Here is a 23,529-nt window from a genome sequence, read left to right as displayed (position 1 = left end):
CTTAGCTATTTGCGTATTCAGGTTGTAGTTGCTTCTCTTCTAGAGATTTCTCTAGTTCATATTGCGCTACTTTTTCATCTTCAGCGGAGAATCTTACCAGTAATGTGCTGGCACTGATAGCAGCCACCGCTATTCCCAATACTGTTAGGGCTTGTCCATATGAAACCCCATCCATTTTGAAAAGGAATCCGGCCATCACTGCACCAGCATTTCCCCCCGCTCCTACTATGCCTGATATGGTACCTATGGCTTTTTTATTGATAAAAGGAACTACGGAAAAAGTGGCCCCCTCTGCCATTTGTACAAATAGGCTAAATAAAATCATGGTGCCTATGGCCAAAGGAAGTAAGGTCATTTGAGCGAAGAGGATCAAAGCAAGCCCTTCTATCAGCAGCACTGCTCCCAATAATCCAACGCGTCCTTTCAATCCCCATTTGATTCCTGCTTTGTCACCGAATATTCCTCCAACTGAACGGGCAAAGAGATTCATAAGTCCAAATAAACCGGCTATTAAACCCGCAGTTTTGATGTCTAGTTGGAAATAGTCATGGTAATAAATGGCTGCGACATTATTGATAGTCAATTCAATGCCAAAGCAAGCTCCATAAATCAGGAACAGTGCCCAAACCCTGTGGTCTGAAATAGCTGCTTTAAAAGCTCCTTTGGCATCAGCTTTTTTGTTCTTTTTATAATCTAGGTCGGCTTTACTCAAGTCTGCAATATTCCCTTCAGGAAAATCCGTAGTCCATTTGTAATAGGCTATGCCACATAAGATCATGGCTATTCCTGGTACTATCATGGCATATCTCCAAGCTTGTGCATCCAGAAATCCAAGCGAAACAAATAGGGCGAAAATCATTGGCATTATCATTTGGGTCACTCCACCGCCCATATTACCCCAACCTGCAGAAGTGGCATTGGCCGTGCCCACTACATTCGGCGCAAACATCACAGAAGTGTGGTACTGGGTGATCACAAAGGAAGATCCTATGACTCCAATGGCCAATCTGAACAATAGGAAAGATTCATAGCTATTGCTCAGACCGATTAGCATAACAGGAATGGAGCCTAGCGTCAAAAGGTAGGTATAAGTAATTCGAGGTCCTATTTTATCAACCAGCCATCCAATGAGCAATCGGGCAATGACGGTAATAGCTACCGAGGCGATGATGATATTACCTATCTGAGCTTTGTTGAGATCCAATTCTTCTCTGACTATTGCCATCAGCGGGGCAATGCCAAACCAACCAAAAAAACATAGGAAGAAGGCAAACCAAGAAAGGTGAAAGGCCCGCATCTGTGGGGTTTTAAAATCCAACAGTTTGATGGAGGTGGCTTTTGTGGCTACTTTTTTCATATCAATAATGTGTTAATGGTTAAATGTTTTTGCTACTAGACCTGGTGGGATTTAAAATTCCCGGCCTTGTCAGATAATTAGTTTAATTGAAGGATCTGATAAAAAGGCTGGCCGTTTCTTTCAGTTGTTTAATTACCTGAATGAAAGGCCGCTACCTTTTCCCGTATAACCTATCTATCAATTTATGTTTGACCTTCTATATTGTCTTGATTCGATTATAAATACGTAATAATACTTGAATAAAAGAGCTTTAGTTGGTCAGGGTTATTTTTGGTTTATAGTTTATGGCTATAAGCTATTGAGCTAATCAGAGAGGATCCTGATGATTGTTTTCCTTTTACATCGTGCAGGATCCTCATCTGCTTTGCAATTAGTGGTTTCAGTGAACTAATGAAAACTACTGATGCTAAGGTAGCTTAATAATTCTAAAATAAGTAAAAATACGTAAATAAATTTACGTAAAATTTATTTTTCTACGTAATATGATCCGTTGAAGGGGGTATTTTGAACTGAGTTTTGAGTTTTTTAGCGGTCATTTTTGGAGTTGGATGATATTATAAGCTGTAGAGTGCGCCAAAACTTGGAGATTAAGCTTGATTGAAAGAATTTTAATATAAAAGTGCTCGAAATAAATTTTAACTTTAAATCTGTAGTTTCAAATTACCAAGCCCCATAAAGATGAAAAAGGATACACTGAAGTTTTTAGAGCAATTGGCAGCCAACAATAACAAAGAATGGATGGATGCCAATAGAGATTGGTATTTGGAAGTAAAAGAAGGATTTTTAGAAACTGCGGGAAATATATTGGCAGGGCTAAGTAAGATGGACGCTCGCTTTTCTGTGCTTAAACCCAAGGAATGTATTTTTAGGCAAAATCGAGATATTCGATTTAGTGCCAATAAGGATCCGTATAAAAATAATATGGGAGCTTATTTTTCTCCGGGAGGAAAGAAATCTCCATTGCCAGGGTATTATTTACATATACAGCCTGGGGAGTGTTTTTTGGGAGGTGGGATTTGGATGCCAGCTTCGGATGTTCTAAAGAAAATCAGGCAGGAGATTGATTATTCAGGGGAAGAATTAACTAAAATCATTGAAGAAAAATCCTTTAAAGATACTTTTGGGTACATCAGAGGAGAAAAGCTTAAGACCTCTCCAAGGGACTATGCCTTGGACCATCCATATATTGATTTTTTGAGAATGAAGAGCTTTGTTGTTTCTAAGCCATTGACAGATAAGGAAGTGTTATCGGAAAAGGTAGTGGATCTATGTATGGATGGGTATAAAAAAATGGAAAAGTTTAATGAATTTCTTTCCAGAGCTGTTGATGATAGTGAAGGTGGTGAGGGGATATTATAGCTTAGAATTTTGATGAGCTAAGTGCTAATGCTTTGAGATAGGAGCTAAGTATAAAACTCCCATCAATTAATTTTTTATCAGTTTTTTTGGGCTGTTGAATATTTTGCCCTGATGAGTTAAATCCTATAATCTGGTTTTACTTTTTTGAATAATTGAAATTCCAATTTGATTTTCATTTGTAGAAAGGCCTTTTTAATCGCTTGAGGTATGTTTTTTAATTTTATTAAAAATAAATCTAAATAAATATTGCGAGTTATAGAGTCGTGATATATTTTTGCATTCAATTAGATTAAGTCTAAATAAAGTCAATCAGGTTGGTCAAGCCTCTGATTTTTTAGGGACAAAATGAGATATGAATTTTCATTTAAAATCAAGTTAAGCAACAATACAGATAGCATGATGAAGTCTTTACTTTTATCGAGTATTCAATATCGGATAGGAACCCTTCTGATTTTATGCGGGCTTTCTGCTTTCTATCAGGACCTTCAGGCAGCAACATTAAAAGGAAGGGTATTCGATGCCAATTCCCAGCCTATTCCTGGAGCAATTGTAAGGATTATAGATAGCCCTTTGACTGCTATTTCATCCTTAGATGGAACGTATGAAATTCTTAATGTTCCTAAAGGGAATCTAGAACTTCAACTTTCATGTATGGGCTATCAAGCCCATTCAAAGATGGTGCTTGTAGTGAGAGGGGATGAGATTGTTCATTTGGACTTTTCCTTAGCCGAATCGACGACAGAGCTGGATGGTGTAATAGTAGAAGGTCAGTCTGTAAAGAGTGAAATAGAAACTCAGGGCTTTGCTGTGGAGGTTGTAGAAACCGAAAAGGCAGCCTTACAATCTGTACAGACCAACGATTTGCTCAACAGGACAGCAGGGGTCCGTGTCCGACAAAATGGAGGGCTAGGCTCAAGGGTGGATTATAACCTTAACGGCATGACTGGAGGTTCTGTTCGCATCTTTATTGATGGTTTGCCGATCACTACCTATGGACCTTCGTTTAGCCTGAATAGTATTCCTCCTGCCTTGATAGAACGCATAGAAATTTATAAGGGGGTTATACCTGCGCACCTCGCAGATGATGCATTGGGCGGTGCCATCAATGTCATCCTAAAGAAAGGAGCGGTCAATAATGTCTCTGCTTCTGTTTCTTATGGATCCTTCAATACCTTCCAAAATAACCTTAATGCGGTTTATAGGGATGAATCTACTGGTTTTACTGCAAAAATCTCTGCCTTTCACAACTACTCTGATAATGACTATGAGGTATGGGGGAAATTTGTAAGGAATATTTTGCCTAATGGCAGGTATGATTATGTGCGTGCTAGAAGGTTTAATGATAGCTACAGGTCTTTAGGAGGTAAAATCGACCTTGGATTTACCAATGTGAAGTGGGCAGATCAATTTTTTATCAGCTATACAGGATCGGATGATTATAATGAAATACAACATGGTGCTTATATGTCCATCCCTTATGAAGGCCGCTTTACCACTTCACAGTCAAATGTCTTTGGACTTAATTATTTAAAGGAAGATTTATTTACTGATGGATTAGAGTTCTCATTCAACGGTTCTTTCAGCAAGCGGGCGCAAGTGGTGACGGATACCGTAAAGTGGAATTATAATTGGTTTGGTGAAAAGAGTCTTGGAAAATATGGTGAACCGATATTACGTCCAGAAGGTGCCCAGCAGGGAGCTCCTACCATTAACCATATCGATAGGAATGTAAGTACTTTCCGGGCAAGTGCCAACTATAATATCAATCAACATCATAAGCTCATTCTGTCCCAATCCTATTTCAATATCGATAGGTATGATCAAGATATGATGCGCAGTGCTGTGGAGCGTGAGTTTATCGGTACCAGGGACCTAGAAAAGTACATCACTTCTCTAGGCTATGAATTCAATCTGATACAATCAAGGCTAAAAGGAAATCTCTTTGGGAAATATTATGTGCAGGGGATCGATAGGATAGATCCTACACTGGAAGATGGTGTACGTGTTGAGGACCAGGTGTCAAGTAAAAGAAATACCAAAGGTTATGGTATGGCCTATTCATTCAATCTATCCAAAAACTTGCTTTTGCTGGCCTCTGCGGAAAAGGCGGTAAGGATGCCTTCTGAAGGAGAGATCTTTGGTAGCCCAGGTGAAAATATTGTGGAAAATATGAGTATCAGGCCTGAAATAAGCAATAATCTTAATCTTGGGTTTAAGCTTGGGGATTTTGAGCGAAATGAACATGAGTTTTCCTTTTCTGCTACGGGTTTTATCAGAGATACCAGGGATAAAATTACCCGGGAAATTAATGATAGGATCAACGATGCGGTACAGACTGCCCCCTTCGTGAACCTAGGCAGAACAAAGGCGATCGGTTTTGAAGGGCAAGCCAACTACGCCTATAAAAAGACTTTGCTGGCCACTTTAAATTTCTCCAAGTTCAATTCGGTGTTTAACACAAAATATGATCCTAATGGAAATGTGTATGAGAAATATCAACAACAAATTCCCAATGAACCCTACTTTACGGTAAATAGCTCGCTTGAATATACTTTCAAGGATATCTTCCAAAAAGGATCAGTATTACGACTGTCGCATTTTTTCAGTTTTGTGGAGAGGTTTTACACCACTTGGTTGGAAATCGAAGACTTCAGGACTCCTCGTCAGTATGTTCACGACTTTGGGGCTACTTATATCCTTCCGAATCAAAGGTTTTCGATCAGTGCAGACTGTAGAAATATATTTGATAAGCAGGTTTACGACAATTTCGCAGTACAAAAGCCAGGTCGTGCTTTCTATCTCAAAATCAATTATTCAATCAATAATTTCTAATCAATTTTTAACCAATTATATAACGATAAAATGTTTAATTATAGCAGTTTAAGATCAAGAATTCTTCAATTGGGGCTTGCGGCGACAGTAGTGTCCATGGCTAGCTGTAATAATGAGGACGATATAACTCCAGATACTGGATTAGAGGCAGATCGCTGGGTAACTATCGCAGGAGCAGTTATGGGAGATAACCCTGGTGATGGCAATGGTGGGACCAAGATTTTTGCGGTAAGCTATGAGGATGCGGTCAATCCTGAAAAGGAAATTGATGTATTTGATAATGGTACCCCAGTAAAATCCAATCGTACGGCGAGATTACAGGTGTCTGAAGATGGAAGTACCATGTTCAATATTGCTTATGGCGGAGAAAATGGTGGTGAATATGCCAGATTTAAAGTTGGCGGAGGTAGCAGCTATATAGAGGAAGATGTACCGGTAAATATTTCCCAATATGCAGGAACTGCTCCAAGATGGAGCAAATTGTACAATGGAGACAAAAATGGTATTGCCGTAAATGTGGCCAATATTGCTGCAAATAACGCAACAGATGAAACTGAACCATTTCAATACTATAGAGGAACAGCTACTGTATTGGACCTGAACCTACAGGAAAACCTTATAGAGGATTATAAGGATTATGAGTTGCCATTGACAGCTGAGGAAGAGTTGGCTGGCCACTGTATTTTTAGACTGGATGCCCCTGTGCTCAACCAAGCTGGTGATAAATTGTTGATCGGTACCTGGATGCGTAAATATGATCCTGCTACAGGAGAAAGGGAAGGCGACTGGGAGAGATTAGGTACGAAGACTGTAGTGGTAGATTACCCATCCTTGGAAAATCCAAGAATCATTACTTCTAACCAAGCAAATGGTGACTGTTCTGGATATAGAAGTAATGTGAATCATCTTGCTGAAGACGGATATATTTATCAAGCTACTAATAGGGATACCAACGGTTCTCATATCCTAAGGATTACTCCTGATAACGAATATGATAATAATTTCTCCATCAGTCTTGATGAGGCCCTTGGTCTGACAGATGTTTATGTGGATGCTTGGAAATACGTGAATAATGGAATCGGTTATGCCGTAATCCGTTATGGTGAAGACAATCAGGGATATCTTGTTCGAATTGATCTCAACCAACAATCCGCCACATTGGTAGAGGGTATTCCAAATGATCCTGATGTAAGGTTCAACCAATACCAAGGGTTCCTTGTTAGTGGAAATGACCTTTTGGTAGCAGTGGCACCTTTGGGTAAAGATGGAAATATATATGTGCTTCACAGTCAGTCTGGAGAAGTATCTGTAGGCGCGAAACTTGTCAATAAACCAGGAAACCACTTTATAGGGGTGTTCTAGAAATTAGCTTGACGCACTGATATTGCCCCTGTATCAGCTACTTGTTGGTACAGGGGCCTTATGGATTAAAAGGTATTGTGAAAATGGCAGACTTATTTCTGTAATTAAGTCTATTTGATTTCGCAAATAGAACCTTTGGGAAGTGCCGGTTATATTATTCTAATCCAGTCTCTAACGATTATAAAATTGAAGAAGATGAAGACTAAAAAGAAAAAGACCAATTGGCAAAAGGTCAGGAAGTTTTTTAATGATATTCACCTTTGGGTAGGCCTGGCAGGTGCTTTGGTACTTATCCCTATTTGTTTATCCGGAACCATTTATGTTTATAATACTGAATTGCAGGAAATGTTCAGTTCCCATTTGCACTGGATTGAGAAGGAGGAGGGGCAGAGCAAAATGGATTTGGAAGACCTTATCCAACATTTGTCAAATGAAGTGGAGGGGAATATTACAGCCGTTTCCATTCCCCATGCAGAAGAGAGGACTTACGAGTTTTCAGTTAAAGAAGAAGGTAGCCGCAGCCGTTTTGGGACAACTTATTATTTGAATCCCTATAGTGGGGAGATAGTAGGGAGCTCGGAAGAGAAAAATGCCGTGGCTGGATTTATGAGAGATATGTTCAGTCTGCACAGATGGTTATTATTGGATAAAATAGAAGAGCCAATTTTCGAAGGTCTGGAAAACAGAAAACTGGGAAGTTATATTTCAGGGACAGCCACTATATTGTTTACGATTGGTTTGCTTACAGGAATAGTAATTTGGTTTCCCCAGAAATTAAAAAGCTGGAAACAGGGTTTAAAGTTGAAGCTGAATGGTAGCTGGAAGCGTGCCAATCACGATTTGCATAATACCTTGGCATTCTATTCTTTTTTGTTTTTATTGATCATGGGCTTGACGGGACCACAATGGTCCTTCCCATGGTACCGAACAGCCCTGCAAAAAACTTTGGGAACTTATCAAACCCCAGGATCGAGAGGAGGACATGGAGGTCCACCACAAGCCAGCAAAGGAGATAAGGTTAAAGAAAAACAAGCTGAAACACCTTCTTTTTTAGCATTTGAGGAATATCTCAAAGTGGTGGATGAAAACCTCCCTTATGAAGGAGAATATAGAATCAGTATTCCCCAGGATGCAGATCATAAGATAGATATTTCAAAAAGTAAGGTGGGCTTTTTTGCTCCTGCAGCAGGAGACAATATTAGCTTGGACATTGAAACAGCAGAGATCAGTGATTTGAAGATTTTTGCAGACCAACCATTTAACCAAAGGGTGGCCAGGTCCATTAAGGCCCTGCATATCGGATCAGTATATGGAGGATTTACCAAATTGCTTTATTTTATTTCTTGTTTGATTGCTACAAGTTTGCCAATTACTGGAACATTGATCTGGATCAATAAGATGAAGAAAAAACCTGCTAGGAAAAAGAGGGTTGAAAAGCGAGAGGTAAGTATAGCGTCCTAGATGATACGTGTGAAATTATCGCATAGTATCAAGACAATAGACAAATACCAAAACACCAATTACTATTTAATAAGGTAGTTGGTGTTTTGGTATATTTGGAAGATTTATAGACAATATTTTTCAATCATCATGGCCACTCCATCATCTATGTTCTTGGCTGTGATTTCATTGGCCACCGCTTTGACTTCATCTCTGGCATTGCCGACGGCAACACCATGGCCAACAGCTTTTAGCATTTCTATATCATTATAGTTATCGCCGAAAGCCATTACTTCAGATATTTTAATATTATATTTTTTACTAAGTAAAAGCTCTAAAGCACTCGCCTTTGAAATAGCCTTTGGGGCAATTTCAATATAGGTGTCCTTGGAGCGGTAAAGGTGTAGGTCTTCATTTTTCTCATTTTCAAGGGTTTTAAAGATAACCTCAATTTGTTCCGCAGGCCCCATGCACATGACCTTGTGGGCACCGGCTTGCCTACTGCTCCAATGATCTTTTACTTCTTCCCAAGATTTGATGACAGGATTCACCTTGGTGCTAGTGATTTCCCTTTGGGTCCAAAAGTCATCCTGTGGCACATACCATTCATCTTCATGATAAAGGCTGATATGGATGTCAGTTCCCTTTGCCAAAGAGCTAATATGATCCACAATATCCAAGGATATTTTTACAGAGTCCAATAGCTCGAAATTTTCTTCTTTTCCGTCGAAATGAATGATATAGCCCCCATTATAACAGATCATAGGGTTTTGAAGCCTATCCAAGTCTGTCTGTAAATGGCGCATAGCGCTTGGCATTCGTGAAGAAGCCAAAATGACTGGGAAATCTTCAGGAAGTTGTTTGATGGCTGAGATGGTTCTTTCCGAGATTTCTCTGTTTTTATTAAGGAAGGTCCCGTCTATATCGGTGCAAAGGGCTTTAATATTCATCTAATTGTATTGAGGGAATATGAAGGGTAATGTACTAAAGCCAATAATGGCTACCAGCAAAATTACAAAAGCTATTCCGATTGCCCATAATATTAGGGCAGCTTTGGCATAATTGGCTTTGCTTATCGGTGTACTTTTATCGAATGCCCATACAAGAAGCATGATAAAACCCAGAAATGGAATACCCGAAATAATAAGTGTAATGATCCAGTCTCCAGTGGAAACAGGGATTTGAGGTCTTTGGTTGAAATTGTATTGATTCATCCTGATGAGTTTTTCAAAAATTAATTATATGATTTCCAGTCCCAATAAAATAAAGGTAGTTTGTGTTTTTTAGGAAATTAGTTGCTAACTGAACGATGTGTTTTGTCTCCAATCCTCGATTTACTCTTCTATCAGGCTAGCAACTTCAAAGAGATAGCTGCTTTGGTAAAGGGTTTGGGGTGGAATATCTTCAGAAGTTTTAATGATAAAGATTTCTATTTCCTTATAGTCTTGGCTTTCTGTAGCCTCTACATAGGTTTTTGCGCACTTTCGAGCAATATTGGCTTCGTTTTCGTAGAGCTCCGGCAACTGTCCATTGAAAAGTCTCAATTCAATTTTACTTTGTTCTTGGCTCAGGTCTTTCTGGAAGTTAGCCTCAATACGATTGAAATGTCCTATGGCCATCACCTCGCCTTGTCCCTTGAACATGCTGGAATTGGCGATTAGTTCAAAGAGCTTTTCGGGATTGCAACTGCAGCCAGAAAGCAGGCATACTAGAAATAATATTAAAAAGCTATTCTTTTTCATTTTAAAAACGGACAATAAGGTATAGGGTAAAATTAGCAGTATTTTTAAACTATTGAAATAATTCCTCGCATTAGGTCAATAGCGCAGAAATGGAGATATTTAAATTTTGGAATTAAAACTCAAGAATGGCAATTCTTAGACCTATAGAATTAAAAAGTTTTTTGTTTGGTCAGTACTTTGCAGATGGTGTAAAGATGACCTTAGGGGTACTCCTCCCTGCTTTGGTCTTTTCTCTGATGGGGGATTTTAAAACTGGTATTTCTATTTCTTTAGGGGCCTTTTTTGTGAGTCTTTCAGACAGTACCGGACCTGAGGAACACCGGAGGACAGGCATGATGGCCAGTTGCGGATTTGTTTTTTTAGCCGCCTTGATTACAGGAATCCTAAATGTAAATGTGTTTTTATTGGGGATAGAGATCTTGGTCTTGTGCTTCTTTTTTGCCATGTTTTCGGTATATGGGCTTAGGGCCTCATCCGTTGGATCAGGGGCTTTATTGGCGATGGCCATTTCTATAGATTCCCAAAAAACGGAGGCGGCATTTTGGATTTATGCACTGCTGGTACTGGCAGGAGGTGTTTGGTATATGGTTTTGAGCCTGTCCATCATGCAGATCAGGCCTTATAGGGTAGCCCAGCAGGCTTTGGGGGAATGTGTCTTACAGATTGCGCAATACCTAAAGCTAAAGGCCAATTTCTATAATACTGAAGTAGATGTGTCCAAAAACTATCAGGATTTAGCCAGTTCCCAGGTTCATGTGCATGAGCATCAGGAAAGCGTGAGACAGATGCTATATAAAACTAGGATTAGGGTAGGGGATTCCATTAAATCTGGGCAGTTATTGATTGTAATTTTTGTGGATACCTTGGATATTTTTGAGCAAATGATGTCTTCCCATTATGAGTACAAAAGTTTAAGGGAGATATATGGTAAGTATGGTGTGCTAAAGGAAATTGGCTTGGGTATACAGCTGATAAGTGATCAGTTGTCGGACTTGGGCTATGCCCTGATCAATAATGAAAAGCCCATAAAAAAGTCTTCAAAAACAGTCATCCTTGCCAGACTAAAGGACCAAATCGAAGACATGGAAAGTCAGGGGGTGAAATGCCTGATGCTGCGTAAGATCCAGGCCAACTTGAGGTCGATTAGCAGAAGGGTGGATGATATCTTTAATTATTTTTATAAAGAAGAACTGACCTTTATTTCCCAAACTAGGGAGGAGAACCTGTCAAAGTTTGTAGGGCACCAAAGTTTCTCTTTCAAATTGATCCTGGATAACCTCACTTTTGAGTCCAATGTTTTCAGGCATGCATTGAGACTGTCGGTGACCTGTTTGGTTGGTTTTTTGATTTCACTTCAGCTGTCTTTGGGCCACCATAGTTATTGGGTGGTATTGACCATCTTGGTGATTTTAAGGCCTGGTTTTAGTTTGACCAAAAGGAGAAATGCCCAAAGAATAATAGGTACTTTGATAGGAGGTGTTTCTGGTGTTATGATTTTGTATTTGGTCCACGATTATACGGCCCGTTTTGTGATTTTAGTAATATTGATGGTGCTGGCTTATTCCTTTTTAAGGATCAAATATGTGCTCAGTGTGGTCTTTATGACGCCTTTCATTTTTATTGTTTATGGTTTTTTGTATCCAGATGCCAATATTCTTATCGCCCGTGAGAGAATTATAGATACTATTGTAGGCTCCGGATTAGCCTATTTGGCCAGTAATTTCTTCTTTCCAAGCTGGGAATATGGAGGTTTCAGGCATTTGATAAAAGAAGCAGTTAAAGCTGATTTAGAATACCTCGCCCAAGTGATTAAGCGATTGGATCATGAGATGTTTGATGAACTTGCCTATAGGTTGGCCAGAAAAAGAATGTACCTACAATCAGCCAATCTATCAGCAGCATTTCAGCGCATGCTGGATGAACCTAAAAGCAAGCAGAAAAACAAAGAGTCCCTGCACCAGTTTGTAGTGCTTAACCATATTTTATCTTCTTATTTTTCTACCCTCTCCACGAGTTTGATTCGATCAGACATGGCTTTGTCCTCACACGATCAGGTTGTATTGATCAAAAGAGCTAGGAATTACCTATTAAGAAGTTTGGAGCACTATGGTGAGCAAGGGTTTAAACTTGATTTTTCGATTTTGGATCATTCAGATCGATTGCTTGTTGCTAGGGCTGAAGCTGAAGATGTGTTGTTGACTGAACAGTTGAATTTGATCAAAAAGACTTGTAAAGATATCGAACGGTTAAGCAGGAAGTTAGCTAATTGATAGTTTATGCTTTTATTTGTCCATTAGATTTGAATTACTGCAGTTTTGCCAAGGCAAGATTGGAGGGTTTTAAAAATAAGCTTTTGTTTTTGGGCGCTTCCATGAAAAATCTGGATATTTATTATGGGGATAAATTGAAATCATTCTGAAAGCAGGAACCTTAAAAAGTATATTTCTAGGCCAGTATTTCACAGATGGTGTAAGGGTGGCACTGGGCATGATGCTGCCTTTCTTGGTCTTTTACCTAAAGGGGGATTATTTGTTGGGGGTCTATGTGGCATTAGGCGCCCTGATGGTGAGTTTGGCTGATGCTACAGGACCTAGGGCCTATAGGCGAAATGGTATGTTGGCCAGCTGTGTAAGCATTTTTATCAGCGCCTTAGTGACAGTGTCCCTGAATACAAATGTGTATTTGCAGGCCGTTCAAGTACCTTTGTTTTGTTTTTTGTTTTCTATGATCACGGTTTATGGTGTCAGGGCCTCTGCGGTTGGATTGGCTGGTTTATTGGTAATGGCCATTTCTATGGGGGCCATTAGCACTGGGGCTAGCAGCCTTAAGTTTGCATTTTTTATTTTATCAGGGGGATTGTGGTATACTTTGTTTAGTCTCTTTATTTCACAGGTAAGGCCTTTTAGGCTTGCACAGCAGGCTTTGGGAGAATGTATCCTGCAAATTTCCAAGTATTTAACCGTTAGGTCAAGGTATTATTTTCCAAGCGAAAATTTAGAGCATAACAATAGTCAGTTGGCCAAATTGCAAGTTTCAGTGATTGAGCATCAGGAGACGGTTAGGGAGATTTTGTTTAAATCAAGAGTAAAGATGGAGGAGTCCATTAAGCCTGAGCAGTTGTTAATAGTGATATTTGTGGACATCCTTGATATTTTTGATCAAATGATTTCTTCCCATTATGAATATAAACAACTAAGGAAAGATTATGGACGCTATGGGATCTTGGAGGATTTTGGACATGTTATCCGGATGGTGGCCAATGAATTGTCTCAATTAGGTTATGCATTGATCAATAATGAAAAGCCTAAAAAGAATGAGCTTCGACAGGCCGCATTGGAGGAACTGAAAGGGGGAATAGATGCGCTAAGTGACCAAGGTGTCAAAACATTGGTCTTGAACAGGATTTTTACCAATCTTAGAGCAATTAGCAGGAGAGTGGAAGATATCCAGAATTATTTTTATGAAGAGCAATTTACCTTTATTCCCCAGACCTGGGAAGAGAGCTTGTCCAGGTTTGTAGGGAAGCAAAGTTTTTCTTTGAAACTGATCAGGGACAATTTAAGTCTTGAATCTCCTGTTTTTCGATATGCCTTGAGGTTAGCAGCAGCAGCTTTTGTGGGTTTTCTTATGTCACAGATTTCCTTGTTGGGGAAGAACAGTTATTGGGTGGTTTTGGGGATTTTGTTGATCATGCGGCCAAATTTCAGTCTGACTAAAAAACGCAGCTTGAACCAGCTAGTGGGGACACTTGTGGGAGGGGTCTCAGGTATTTTGATATTATATTTTGTGGAGGATTACACCGTGAGGATGCTTATACTCGTGGTGTTGATTATCCTGGCCAATGCCTTTATTCGGATTCGGTATTTTTGGAGTGTGGTGTTCATGACACCTTTTATATTTATTGTTTTTGGCTTTTTATATCCTGGCAATGATTTGCAGGTTGCCAAAGAAAGAATTGTGGATATATTTTTGGCATCAGGTATCTCTTTTTTATTTATCAAATACTTTTTGCCAACTTGGGAATATGGGGGGATGAAGTCCTTGTTGAATGACAGTTTGAAGGCTGATTTGGCTTATTTGTCACAGATTATTAATAGTGTTCATCCAGAGGGCTTTAACGAGTTGGATTATCGTCTTGCAAGAAAACGGATGTTTATGCAAACAGCTAAACTTTCAGCAGCTTTTCAAAGAATGTTGGATGAACCAAAAAGTCAGCAAAAGAACAATGAGGTCATGCTCAAATTGGTGGTGCTCAATAATACTTTATCTTCTTATTTTTCATCATTATCACATAGCCTAATAGCGAATAAATTAGAGCTTACTTCTTCAGAACAGGCGGTATTGGTCAAAAGGGCCAGGAATTATTTGTTGAGAAGTATGGAACATTTGGGCGAGTCAGAATTTCAAGTGGACTTTACTGTATTGGAAAATACTGAAGAATTGCTTGGTCCAGCTGAAGGTGTTGAAGACCAACTCTTGACAGAACAATTGAACTTGATTAAAAAGACCTGTAAGGATATTGAGAAGTTGAGTAGGGAAATATAATTGTTTGGATTGCGAAGGAATAAAGTTTTGTGAAATTCTAATAGAGTAGTTTTTTCTTGCGTATTTTAATTTTTTTTCATTATTGAAGGGGGGTAGAATCAGAAATAGTAGTCTTTAATATTAAGACAACCATTTCTTTTATGGATTTTAATAATGCTATGGATGCGATAATTTTTAAAGTGCTTGCTGGGGAAGCAAGCATGGAGGAGATTGACGTTTTTGAAAATTGGCTTAACGAATCTCCTGGTAACGAGAAGAAATTCCAGTTGTATAAGGAGTTTTGGCAGCGAAAGAAAGGAATTAACCGCAAGACAAAGGAGCATGTTTGGGGAAAAGTGGTAGGAACCATTGGAGAAATTGAACTTGATGAGAAGAGGTCAAAAATGTTCAATTGGTCATTTGGAAATATGTTGAAATTAGCTGCGACACTTACTCTCTTAATAGGTCTTTCAGTAGTGCTTTTTAAGTATTTGGAAGAAGAAGAGGTGGTTTTTGAGGATGAAGCCGTCATTAGCTATATAGAAAAGGTAACGCCAAATGGTCAGAAATTGAGTTTAGTGCTTCCCGATGGTACTATGGTAAAGTTAAATGCCAATAGTAAACTCAGGTTACCGAAGGATTTTGAACCTGACAAGAGAGAGGTGTATTTGGAGGGAGAGGCATTTTTTGATGTAAAAAGGGATACACTTAGACCATTTTTGATTCATAGCGAAGCAGTGACCACCAAGGTTTTAGGAACATCTTTCAATGTTAGGACCAATCCTGAAGAAGCTACCATTTCTGTAGCTGTATTGACTGGCAAGGTAGAAGTGAATGAGGCTATTGAGAACAAAAAACTGGTTCTGGTTCCTTCAGAAATGGCTGTTTTTGATAAGCATAATAAAGGTTTGATAAAACAATCCTTTGATGAACATATGATTATGGGGTGGAAGGATGGTGAAATATGGTTTAAGAACAGCTCTTTTGCCGAGGTGATCAAGCGGCTTTCTGCTTGGTATGGAGTATTCTTTAAGATGGATAGCAAAATCAAAATAGGTGATAGGTATACAGGGGGCTTTGACAAGCAAAGCTTAGAGAATGTCCTGGATGGTATCTCCTATACCTTTCAGTTTGATTATAAGATTCAAGGGGATACCGTTCACATCAATAAGATGCATAAAAAATAATATAAGCTCAAAAAAAAACTTTACAGTGTACAACGACAGCAGCTAACAAAATTAAGCTCTTTTACCTAAGCCAAATTTTGGTCGAGGAGGCTTCGGCAAAAGAGCTATTGTCTTTAGAAATTGGAAATTTTCACTAAAAACATCTAAAAATATGAAATATAAACTTTTACCCAAAGTTTTGCTTATGGCAAGGTATACTCTATATGGGTTAGTGCTACAAACCTTCTTTTGTAGCTTCTTGCTGGCGAAAAATGGATATTCTCAAAAGAGCATCGATGAGATATTTGTATCATTGGAATTAAAGCAAGCCAATGTTGGAGAAGTATTTGAACGGATTGAAAGTCAGACAGACTTTATATTTGCATTTAAGCCAGAGGACCTCAATAAAAACAGAAGATTTGATATCAAGTACAGCAATGAGCCCTTAGGAGAGGTCTTAAGATACCTCTCTCAAAATTCTGAACTTGCATTCAAAAGGATCAATCATGTGATCAATGTGCAAAAGGCCGCGAAGGAGGAGGTTTCTGTAGAAGAAGACTTTATGGAAGTGACTATCCGTGGTAGGGTGGTAGATGAAAATGGAGAGCCCTTGCCCGGGGCTACTGTATCAATTGAAGGGACTTCCACAGGGACTATAACAGACATTGACGGATATTACAGTTTAGAGGTGCCAGAGGGTGCTAAACTGATTTTCTCTTTCACTGGCTTTAAGGCTCAGGAAATTGTTGTGGGCAATCAAACTGAAATCAATGTCACTTTAAGTTCTGATATTTTATTGGAGCAGGTAGTGGTTACAGCCTTGGGAATTGAAAAAAGTAAAAGAGACCTTGGATATTCTGTGACTGAGGTAAAAGGGGATAAATTGGCCAAATCCTTTGAGGTCAACCCTGTAAATGCACTGCAAGGTCGCGTTGCTGGCGTTCAAATTGATCAGGGAAGTGGAGGGGCTTTTGGTTCTTCCAAGATTTTGATCAGGGGTAATTCCACATTGAGCAGCAATAACCAGCCTATTTTTGTGATTGATGGTGTTATCATCGACAATGATGTATTTGGTGGAACTGGACGTGATTTTGGTAATGCCTTGAAAAACCTCAATATGGAGGATTTTGAGAGTGTGTCAGTGCTTAAGGGATCCGCAGCAGCTGCGTTATACGGTTCAAGAGCCATCAATGGTGTGATCTTGATTACCTCCAAAAAAGGTAGCAAAAGAAAAGGAGTTGGCGTGTCCGTTTCCCAAAATGCCCAGATATTTCAGCCGTTTTCTGGCCCAGAATTCCAAAATGTGTTTGGTGGAGGCTCGGTGGGGGCTTTCTTTACTGACCGGAGAGATCCAAACTATCAAGCAGATGAGGCTTGGAGAACGAAGGTGTTTCCAACAGATCCAGTAACGGGACAGCCTTATATTGACCATCAGATCAACAGGGAACTGGAAAACTGGGGCCCAAGAATGGAAGGACAGGAAGTTATCAACTACGATGGAACACCTACAAAATATCTTCCTCAGCCAGATAACTTCATGGATGCATTCAGAAATGGCTGGGCTTCAAATACCAACGTGGCCTTGGATGGAGGAACCGATAGATCTTCCTTTAGGTTGTCCTATACCAGAAGTCAGGGAGAAGGTGTTGTTCAAAACAATGACTATTTGAAGAATGGCTTTGATTTCAGGGCTACCCATGAATTGACAGATTATATAGATGTCGACGCTAGCGTTAACTATACCACATTTGAAGGAAAGAACCCGCCAAGATTAGGTGGTTTGGATGCTTTTGGTTCTTATAACTTTGGTAAACTATATAGCTGGATGCTTCCAAGAAATTATGATACTGAATATTGGATGAGAGAAGAGAAATACACCAGTGTTCTTGGAGGAGCTCCCAATCCAAACAATCCTGATGAGCCCAACAAGGCTCCTGAATCAAGGTTTTGGTATTCCTTATTTAACAATAATTATCTGCAGGATGAGCAAACAGTAAGAGGTAGAATTGCCATGACTGGTAAGGTTACAGATTGGATGAAGGTAAGGTTAGAAGGTAATTTGAATAATTACTATACCAAGAATGAAACCAAAGAGTTGGGCCAAAATGTAGGTTTTACTGGTGGGAAATATGGTTTGAGCCACACTGCTAAGAAAAGTAGCTTCCTGAAAGGAATGGTGATGATGAATAAAATCATCAATGATAACTATGATATCAGCGGTTATATCGGGGCAGAATCACAACGTACAGAGACTACTTTCAACAGTGCTGAAACCGTAGGCGGATTACTGTATCCTGGAAATTTCTTCTTGGAGAATTCAGTAGAACCACAACTGTCAAGGGGCGGAGTTTCTTATAAAAGAACCATTAATTCAGTTTATGCAAGTGTTGATCAGGCGTATAAGGATCAATTGTTTCTGTACCTCTCCTGGAGAGGTGACTGGTCATCGGCTTTGACTTATTCGGATGGTACTGGAAATAATTTCTTCCACTATCCTGCTGCCAGTGCATCATGGGTGTTGTCAGAAACAGTGGCCATGCCTTCTTGGATCAGTTTCGCAAAATTGAGAGGTAATATTGCTGCACTGGGTAAAGATACCAGCCCATTTACTTTAAACCCTGGGTTCTCTTTTAATGGTTTTACCTTCATCAATGGCAACCAGATTCCAACTTCTACTTTCAGTGATAGCAGGGTACTACAGCCAAATATTAAACCCGAAAGAAAAATCGCGAAGGAAATTGGTATTGAGCTTTCCTTATTTAAAGAAAAGTTAGGAGTGGATTTCACTTTCTATCAGGATAATACCAAAAATCAGATCTTACCAATTTCCTCCCCGGTTGAATCAGGGGTGAGCGCCATATTGGTAAATGCCGGAAATATCCAGAACCGAGGTATTGAACTTACTTTGACCGCAACACCGGTAAGGACAGAGAATTTCCAATGGGAATCTATCTTGACTTTCTCTAGAAACAGGAACTTGATTAAGGAGCTGTATGATGGCAGAGAGGAATATAACCTAGGTGCTAATATCGGTGAAGTGAGCACATGGGCGGTTGTAGGCAAATCTTATGGTACCTTAAGGTCTTCTATTCAGGCTGAAGTTTTCCAAGCTAAGGATGAAAATGGAAACCCAATTGATCATCCAAACAATGGTTTGCCACAATTTGCATGGAGATCTGATGCACGTGCGGCATTCCCTGCAAGAAGCAACAGAATTCAAGATGTAGGAGATATCAATGCGGACTTCAGATCTGGCTGGAGCAATAATTTCCAATATAAAAACTTCAACTTAGGATTCTTGGTGGATGCTAAAGTAGGAGGGGATTTTGTGATGCTTTCTTATAGATACGGTACGCATACTGGGGTATTGCCTAATACTTTGCCTGGACGAGATGCCGAATATGGAGGAATTACCTGGACAAGTGAATATGATGGGGAAACTTATGATGATGGAATGATTCCTCACGGTGTTTTTGCCCAAGGACAGATGGTTACTCAACCTGATGGTAGCCAAGCGGATGTAGGAGGTATGACTTATGAAGAAGCTTATGAAGCAGGTTTGGTAGAACCAACCCATACACCACAATTCTTTTATCGATATGGTTCTTCCTCAACAGGTGTGTCTGACTACTGGATTTTTGAAAGTACTTGGGTGTCATTGAGAGAAGTTTCCCTTGGTTATAATTTCCCAAAAACATTTACAGATAAACTAGGTATCGGCGGGATGAATTTTTCCGTGATTGGGCGTGATTTATTCTATATCTATAATTCACTGCCTTATAATTTTAATCCTGCGTCCAATAACTCCAATAATACGGCTTTCTCGGGAGAACAAGGTTTCTTACCGATGACTCGCTCAGTAGGGGCTACGTTAAGGTTTCAATTTTAATCATGGCAACTCAAACATCTAGTATTATGAAATTATTCAAAAAATATATATACGTTGTCCTAGCAATTGCTTCATTCAGTTGCACAAAGGACTTTGCTGAAATCAATACAGATCCGAGTATCGTTTCAGAGCCTGATATTAAATACTTGTTGACTTATTCAGAGGACAGACTGATGACCTATCAGGGAACAGAATGGGTATGGGAAAATATGGAGCATCTGTTGAGGTATACCCAGCATGTATCTGCAAGTCCATATGAATTGACGAATAATGTCAATACGCGGTACAATGCGTTTTATGCGAGTATTTTGCCCAATTTGATTGAGATCAGGAATCAAATTGATGGGAAGAGCAATTCGGAAGCTTACCAAAACATGAAGATGGTGACTTATGCTCTTGAGGTACTTCATGGAATAAAAGTTACCGATTTGAATGGCTCAATACCTTATACTGAAGCCGGAAAAGGTAGATATGAGGTGAAATTTGATCCTAAGTATGACAATCAAGAATTGCTTTTTGATACTTGGCTCACTCAGTTGGATGAGGTTATCAATACGCTTAGTGCGAATAATAATGATAGTCAGGAATCATATGGTACAGCAGATATTTACTATCAGAGTGATTGGGTTAAATGGGTGAAGCTGGCCAATAGTTTAAAGTTGAGAATAGCTGTAAGATTGGAAAATCAAAATCCTAGTAAGACTGGTGAGATATTTCAAGAGGTGATGAGCCATAATATTGGTCCAATAGACAGCAATGATGACCAAATGGTGTTTACCCATGACAATTATTCTCCTTTTGGTAGGGGTGGTGATATCTTGTACAGAAGCACCCGGTTTGGGACAATGTCAATCATTGATTTCTTGAAGAAGACCAATGATCCAAGGTTGCCAATTTATTTCTCTCCAAATGACCTTGTGGGAGATTATGAAGATGTTCTGGAAGAAAATAATGTGGATTTACCAGATTTTATTGATCCTAATGATCCTTTGATCCAGTTCCAAGGTGGTCCTGCAGATTGGACAGTGGCGCCGGAGATCGCCAATTACTTCAGCAATCCTTTGGTAGTGGGCAGTGAGCGCTTTTTCCTTATGTCGGTTGCAAATCAAAAATTCTTTTCCCCTAAGGTGGACAACAGTAATGGAATTTGGAAAGATGTAGTTGTTTCCCATGCAGAGACTTGTTTTTATATAGCTGAGTTAATTGCAAAGGGCTATGGTAATGGTGTAGGAACTGCTGAGGAATGGTATAACCAAGGTGTTAGGGCTTCCATCCAAACGATGAATGATATTGCTGTAAGTGCCTTGTCAACGACAGCCTTTGAAGGTGATGGTTTAGCTGAGATAGCTGCTTTTCTTGCGAGACCAGAGGTGATGTTGGATGGGACCAATGATCTTGAAAAGATTTATGTTCAGCAATACCTGAATTTTCTAAGGCAGCCTAACGAAGGTTTTGTGTTTTGTAGAAGAACGGGTTATCCTAGACTTGACTCTGATTATTATGCCAGAGAGGAATTCAACGAAATAGTACCAAGAAGATTTTGGTTGGGTGATCCAGGAGAGGTAAATAGGGCTAATTGGCAAGCGGCTATGGATGAGCAAGGTTTTACTCCGCTTAGTCAGGATGTGGCTGATTTGAATAATGAGAAAATTTGGTATGATAGAAATGCTCCTGCATTTGGAATGGGGCAATAATCAAGGTTGACCAAGACCGCATAGTGTCGAGGCAGTTGTATATTAATTCCCTTGGATTATACATAATATAATCCAAGGGAATTTTTTTTGTTTATCCATTGATATTTAAAAGGATTTGGATTTAACGATAATAGTATATTGACATTGTTATGTATTATATTTCCCATGTTGTTAAAAAGGTTTTGGGTGGTGATTTTTTAGGTAGTTATCCTTTTGAAATTGAGTGAAATTATAGTATTATGTATGGTGTTTCCCTGATTTAAATTTATATGAAAAAGCAGTCCCGTCAACTTTTAGAATGTGGAGGTTTGACGACCTTCAGGAGTTTTTTTGAAAAGTATTTTGACAGGCTTTTTACTTTTTCACTTTATTATCTAAAAAGTAATGAGATGGCGGAGGAGGTAGTTTCTGATGTTTTTATTAATCTGTGGGAAAGGAGAAAAGACCTTGGTGAAATTGAAAATATTGAAGCCTATTTATACAAAGCTGTTAAAAACAAATCACTTAGTGCCATTCAAAAGAAATCCAAGGCACCTGTTTTTATGAATTTAGACAACCTAAATGTTTTGGATAAATCAGTGGATCATTTTCATCCGGAGTCCAGTTATTCCCTTAATGAGTTATATGAGCGTTTGGACAGGGCGGTAGACACATTGCCATCCCAATGTAAAATCGTATTCAAGCTAGTACGGGAGGATGGTTTGAAATACAGAGAAGTGGCAGAGATTTTGGAGGTGTCTGAAAAGGCCATAGAAAAGCAAATGGCCCGGGCCCATAGAAAGCTGAAACCCTTTTTTGATGATTATCTGTCAGATCATAAAGAAAACAAGATCACTAAAATTGCCGGTGGTGGGGCTATCATATTAGTTCTTTTGCTGATATTATAGTTTTTGGGGAGTTCATTTTTTAAAATGACTTATTACCATTTGTCATCAAAATACTCCTAAAGTATCGACCTTTCTTTCAAGTGAACTTTGAAAGAAGGAAATTAAGCAAAGTAACTACTAACCTAAATACCTATGAAATTGAATGCCACTTTAATCGCGTTATTTTTATCAATGGCGATTTTATTGCCTAATTGTCTATTGGCACAAGAAAAAACAAAGTTTGCTATGGTGGGGCTTTCCCATGGCCATAGCCCGTGGTTTTTTGAATGGGGAAAGCAAGATGATATGGAGTTGGTAGGAGTTTATGAGCCTGATGCCGCATTGGCCAATCGTTTCAAGGAACGCTATGATTTGGACGCTTCATTGATTTACAGCGATCTGGATAAGATGCTGTCGGAAAGTAAGCCAGATGGGATATTGGTTTTTGGTCCTATTTTTTATCATCTGGAAGCTGTTGAGGCAGCAGCTCCTAGAGGTATCCATGTAATGGTGGAAAAGCCCTTGGCCACAAATCCGAAAGATGCGAAAAGAATGGCTGCCTTGGCCAGGGAAAATAATATTCACTTATTGACCAATTATGAGACTTCTTGGTACCCGAGTACTGAAAAGACTTATAGACTTTTTGAAGAAGATAAAGGTGATTTGGGCGAGATTAGGAAAATGGTCTTTCACCATGGACACCAAGGGCCTAAGGAAATCGGTGTAGGGCCAGAATTTCTAACTTGGCTTACCGATCCAAAATTGAATGGAGGTGGTGCCTTAGTAGATTTTGGTTGTTATGGAGCCAATATCATGACCTATTTGAAGCATGGAGAGAAGCCTCTATCTGTAAGGGCAGTCACCAAAAACTATAAGCCAGAAATTTATGATAAGGTAGATGATGAGGCCACTATAATTGTAGATTTTAAGGATGCACAAGGGATTATACAGGCTTCTTGGAACTGGCCTTTCAATAGGAAGGATATGGAGGTTTATGGACAATCGGGATATGTGATTACAAAGGATAATGAAAATATGCGTTGGAGGTTTGTAGGACAGAAAGAAGAAGTTTCAGAGGTGAAGGCTGAAGAACTGGGGTTGGTCAGTAACCCCTTTATTTATTTTGAAAATGTGATCAAGGGGAAAGTAGAGCTAGCTCCTTACAGTTTGTATAGTCTGGAGAATAACCTGATGGTAGTGGAGATTTTGGAGGCAGCCAAGCAATCTGCAGCCACGGGACGAGCGGTTATGTTGAAATAAATATGTTTTGATTTAGGGGCTAATTTCTGTCCGGTGAC

The 23,529-nt window shown here is 39.3% G+C and carries 15 protein-coding genes; 11 read left to right on the top strand and 4 right to left on the bottom strand.

The window, feature by feature from the left end:
• Position 1 precedes the first annotated feature (1 nt).
• Positions 2–1,357 (bottom strand): MFS transporter, encoded by a 1,356-nt coding sequence (locus KMW37_RS04065; RefSeq protein WP_215223293.1) that lies wholly within the window; start codon positions 1,355–1,357, stop codon positions 2–4.
• Between the two features lie 678 nt (positions 1,358–2,035).
• Between KMW37_RS04065 and KMW37_RS04060 the strand changes: the two genes are divergently transcribed.
• From KMW37_RS04060 to KMW37_RS04045, 4 genes are all read left to right on the top strand, one after another.
• Positions 2,036–2,716, top strand: coding sequence for a DUF2461 domain-containing protein (locus tag KMW37_RS04060; protein ID WP_215223292.1), 681 nt, complete (start codon positions 2,036–2,038; stop codon positions 2,714–2,716).
• A 396-nt stretch (positions 2,717–3,112) separates the two neighbouring features.
• Positions 3,113–5,548, top strand: coding sequence for a TonB-dependent receptor (locus tag KMW37_RS04055; protein WP_246581321.1), 2,436 nt, complete (start codon positions 3,113–3,115; stop codon positions 5,546–5,548).
• Between the two features lie 30 nt (positions 5,549–5,578).
• Complete coding sequence (locus KMW37_RS04050) at positions 5,579–6,910, top strand: hypothetical protein (protein ID WP_215223291.1); 1,332 nt, start codon at positions 5,579–5,581, stop codon at positions 6,908–6,910.
• A 195-nt stretch (positions 6,911–7,105) separates the two neighbouring features.
• A complete protein-coding gene (locus tag KMW37_RS04045) occupies positions 7,106–8,371 on the top strand; it encodes a PepSY-associated TM helix domain-containing protein (protein WP_215223290.1) in 1,266 nt (421 codons plus the stop codon).
• Positions 8,372–8,475: 104 nt separating this feature from the next.
• Here the strand turns inward: KMW37_RS04045 and KMW37_RS04040 are convergent, their stop codons facing one another.
• From KMW37_RS04040 to KMW37_RS04030, 3 genes are all read right to left on the bottom strand, one after another.
• A complete protein-coding gene (locus KMW37_RS04040; RefSeq protein WP_215223289.1) occupies positions 8,476–9,300 on the bottom strand; it encodes a Cof-type HAD-IIB family hydrolase in 825 nt (274 codons plus the stop codon).
• Entirely contained in the window at positions 9,301–9,564 is a 264-nt protein-coding gene (locus KMW37_RS04035) for a hypothetical protein (RefSeq protein WP_215223288.1), read from the bottom strand. It lies immediately after the preceding gene.
• Between the two features lie 120 nt (positions 9,565–9,684).
• On the bottom strand, positions 9,685–10,092 hold the full coding sequence (locus KMW37_RS04030) for a hypothetical protein (RefSeq protein ID WP_215223287.1): 408 nt from the start codon (positions 10,090–10,092) through the stop codon (positions 9,685–9,687).
• A 125-nt stretch (positions 10,093–10,217) separates the two neighbouring features.
• Here KMW37_RS04030 and KMW37_RS04025 point away from each other — a divergent pair, with 125 nt between their 5' ends.
• From KMW37_RS04025 to KMW37_RS03995, 7 genes are all read left to right on the top strand, one after another.
• Positions 10,218–12,362, top strand: coding sequence for an FUSC family membrane protein (locus tag KMW37_RS04025; protein ID WP_215223286.1), 2,145 nt, complete (start codon positions 10,218–10,220; stop codon positions 12,360–12,362).
• A gap of 217 nt (positions 12,363–12,579) precedes the next feature.
• Positions 12,580–14,637, top strand: a complete 2,058-nt coding sequence (locus KMW37_RS04020; RefSeq protein ID WP_215223285.1) for an FUSC family membrane protein — start codon at positions 12,580–12,582, stop codon at positions 14,635–14,637.
• Between the two features lie 140 nt (positions 14,638–14,777).
• Positions 14,778–15,803: a FecR family protein gene (locus tag KMW37_RS04015; RefSeq protein ID WP_215223284.1), complete on the top strand. Its 1,026-nt coding sequence runs from the start codon at positions 14,778–14,780 to the stop codon at positions 15,801–15,803.
• A gap of 151 nt (positions 15,804–15,954) precedes the next feature.
• Positions 15,955–19,671: a SusC/RagA family TonB-linked outer membrane protein gene (locus tag KMW37_RS04010; protein WP_215223283.1), complete on the top strand. Its 3,717-nt coding sequence runs from the start codon at positions 15,955–15,957 to the stop codon at positions 19,669–19,671.
• Positions 19,672–19,697: 26 nt separating this feature from the next.
• Positions 19,698–21,365 (top strand): SusD/RagB family nutrient-binding outer membrane lipoprotein, encoded by a 1,668-nt coding sequence (locus KMW37_RS04005; RefSeq protein ID WP_215223282.1) that lies wholly within the window; start codon positions 19,698–19,700, stop codon positions 21,363–21,365.
• 269 nt (positions 21,366–21,634) lie between these two features.
• Positions 21,635–22,252 (top strand): RNA polymerase sigma-70 factor, encoded by a 618-nt coding sequence (locus KMW37_RS04000; RefSeq protein ID WP_215223281.1) that lies wholly within the window; start codon positions 21,635–21,637, stop codon positions 22,250–22,252.
• 132 nt (positions 22,253–22,384) lie between these two features.
• Positions 22,385–23,491: a Gfo/Idh/MocA family protein gene (locus KMW37_RS03995; protein WP_246581320.1), complete on the top strand. Its 1,107-nt coding sequence runs from the start codon at positions 22,385–22,387 to the stop codon at positions 23,489–23,491.
• Positions 23,492–23,529 lie beyond the last annotated feature (38 nt).

The organism is Echinicola shivajiensis, assembly GCF_018642165.1.
Taxonomy (GTDB): domain Bacteria; phylum Bacteroidota; class Bacteroidia; order Cytophagales; family Cyclobacteriaceae; genus Echinicola; species Echinicola shivajiensis.
The sequence above is the reverse complement of the archived record's forward strand: the minus strand, read 5'-3'. Positions and strand labels throughout refer to the sequence as shown.

Coding starts and splice junctions, on each gene's coding strand:
- KMW37_RS04050 (WP_215223291.1), top strand. CDS start 5,579: ATGTTTAATTATAGCAGTTTAAGATCAAGAATTCTTCAATTGGGGCTT.
- KMW37_RS04005 (WP_215223282.1), top strand. CDS start 19,698: ATGAAATTATTCAAAAAATATATATACGTTGTCCTAGCAATTGCTTCA.
- KMW37_RS03995 (WP_246581320.1), top strand. CDS start 22,385: ATGAAATTGAATGCCACTTTAATCGCGTTATTTTTATCAATGGCGATT.
- KMW37_RS04015 (WP_215223284.1), top strand. CDS start 14,778: ATGGATTTTAATAATGCTATGGATGCGATAATTTTTAAAGTGCTTGCT.
- KMW37_RS04065 (WP_215223293.1), bottom strand. CDS start 1,357: ATGAAAAAAGTAGCCACAAAAGCCACCTCCATCAAACTGTTGGATTTT.
- KMW37_RS04030 (WP_215223287.1), bottom strand. CDS start 10,092: ATGAAAAAGAATAGCTTTTTAATATTATTTCTAGTATGCCTGCTTTCT.
- KMW37_RS04045 (WP_215223290.1), top strand. CDS start 7,106: ATGAAGACTAAAAAGAAAAAGACCAATTGGCAAAAGGTCAGGAAGTTT.
- KMW37_RS04000 (WP_215223281.1), top strand. CDS start 21,635: ATGAAAAAGCAGTCCCGTCAACTTTTAGAATGTGGAGGTTTGACGACC.
- KMW37_RS04020 (WP_215223285.1), top strand. CDS start 12,580: ATGATGCTGCCTTTCTTGGTCTTTTACCTAAAGGGGGATTATTTGTTG.
- KMW37_RS04055 (WP_246581321.1), top strand. CDS start 3,113: ATGATGAAGTCTTTACTTTTATCGAGTATTCAATATCGGATAGGAACC.
- KMW37_RS04035 (WP_215223288.1), bottom strand. CDS start 9,564: ATGAATCAATACAATTTCAACCAAAGACCTCAAATCCCTGTTTCCACT.
- KMW37_RS04010 (WP_215223283.1), top strand. CDS start 15,955: ATGAAATATAAACTTTTACCCAAAGTTTTGCTTATGGCAAGGTATACT.
- KMW37_RS04040 (WP_215223289.1), bottom strand. CDS start 9,300: ATGAATATTAAAGCCCTTTGCACCGATATAGACGGGACCTTCCTTAAT.
- KMW37_RS04025 (WP_215223286.1), top strand. CDS start 10,218: ATGGCAATTCTTAGACCTATAGAATTAAAAAGTTTTTTGTTTGGTCAG.
- KMW37_RS04060 (WP_215223292.1), top strand. CDS start 2,036: ATGAAAAAGGATACACTGAAGTTTTTAGAGCAATTGGCAGCCAACAAT.